Origin of the sequence: Roseivivax halodurans JCM 10272, assembly GCF_000521785.1 — a bacterium.
Classification (GTDB): Bacteria; Pseudomonadota; Alphaproteobacteria; order Rhodobacterales; family Rhodobacteraceae; genus Roseivivax; species Roseivivax halodurans.
Window position 1 is genome coordinate 1 of sequence record NZ_JALZ01000119.1, and the last position, 1,056, is coordinate 1,056.

The window sequence follows — 1,056 nt, forward strand, 5'->3', positions numbered from 1 at the left end:
TAAAGCCCTTCGACATTAACCTGATACATAGCCGGCAGCGGCAAAGTAGTTCCGGCACTCTTGCGAGCCGTAGAGATCACAGATCGCCCCGATGGCACTGAACATGTCAGTGAAGGTCCTCGCGCCGATCTTTCGCAGATGAGCCTTGAGTTTGGAAAAGGCTTGCTCGATGGGGTTCAAGTCGGGCGAGTACGGCGGCAGGTAGAGGAACCAGCAACCGTGGTCCCTCAGCGCGTGGGCGGCCTCGGCGTTGCGATGCGTGGCAAGGTTGTCGAGCACAACGACAGTGCCCGGCGTAATCTCGGGCACCAGGACGTCGCGGACATAGGCGGCGAAGGCTGGACCATCCATCGCACCCTTGATCACCCAAGGTGCGATCAGCGCGTCCGCCGTCAGTCCCGCGATCAGCGTCTGCGTGCCCCAGCTGCCGAATGGAGCATCCATGGTCAGCCGCTCTCCGCGTGGGGCCCGCCCGCGGATACGCGTGAGGTTCGTCTTCACCGCCGTCTCGTCCAGGAAAACCACGCGCTCGGGCTGGGCGGAGATGGCGGGAAGACGGTGTCTCATCCACTCGGCACGCTGTTGCCTGACCCGTGCGCGTCGCCGCTCGGTGGCGACCAGCGACTTTTTTTGTACGTGAACCCGAGCCGGGTCAGCAGCTTGGCAATGGAGGAGTGGTGGACGTCCACACCCTCCGCCTCGGCAAGGGCGTCGCGCAATTCGAAGAGAGTGATATCGGGGTCCTGCGCGACCAGCTCCTCGATGAAGCCACGGTAGGCCGCCAGCTTGCCCGAGCCGGGCGGGCGACCCTGGATCGAAGGTTCGGCATGGCCCCTCGTCCTGATCTGGCGCGCCCAACGGGCTCCGGTCGCGGGCGACACCTTCAGTCGCGCCGCAGCAGCCCGTCCGCTCAATCCTTCCTTGATGTACTTCAGAAATCGGGTCCGAAGCGCCGACGGCAATGGTGCTGACATGATCCATCCTCCCACACGAGATGAATCACAGCCTGTCCTTCATGGGAATCCCATGATTCAAGTTTCAGCCGAAAGGCTTTAA

The 1,056-nt window shown here is 62.8% G+C and carries 1 protein-coding gene; it reads right to left on the reverse strand.

From position 1 onward, the window contains the following. Window positions 1-15: 15 nt before the first annotated feature. Window positions 16-974 (reverse strand): IS630 family transposase gene (locus OCH239_RS22480; RefSeq protein WP_157578058.1). Its coding sequence is split into 2 segments (ribosomal slippage): window positions 16-630 and window positions 633-974, totalling 957 coding nucleotides; the frame shifts between segments, so codons are not numbered across the junction. Window positions 975-1,056: the final 82 nt, after the last annotated feature.